The organism is Vibrio sp. S11_S32, from assembly GCF_014694465.1.
Taxonomy (GTDB): domain Bacteria; phylum Pseudomonadota; class Gammaproteobacteria; order Enterobacterales; family Vibrionaceae; genus Vibrio; species Vibrio algicola.
This window is the reverse complement of sequence record NZ_JAAUWS010000210.1, coordinates 1-235: the sequence shown is the minus strand read 5'-3', so window position 1 is coordinate 235 and position 235 is coordinate 1. Positions and strand designations below refer to the sequence as shown.

The following is a 235-nucleotide window of genomic DNA, read 5'->3' as shown; positions in this document are numbered from 1 at the left end:
CAAATTCAATCGAACCATTGGCGGTTTGGGTGCCGTCATTTTCAGTGATGCTGGCGCCCGTGTCCACGCCAAAGCTTGGATCTTCACCATCTTTAAAGTTGACGTGTACCGTCACATCCGACGTATCGCCATCGGTGTCATCGATTTCAAATGGCAACTCGACTGAGATCACATCATCAATGTTGGTAATAAGACCGGTATTCTCACCCGTGCCGTTGTTGTCATCCAATGGTTG

General features: G+C 48.5%; 1 protein-coding gene. It reads right to left on the bottom strand.

Going from position 1 to position 235, the window contains the following annotated elements; all coding sequences use genetic code 11:
- Positions 1–235: hypothetical protein (locus tag HC723_RS17275; protein WP_190339981.1), on the bottom strand; the 235-nt coding region annotated here is incomplete at both ends.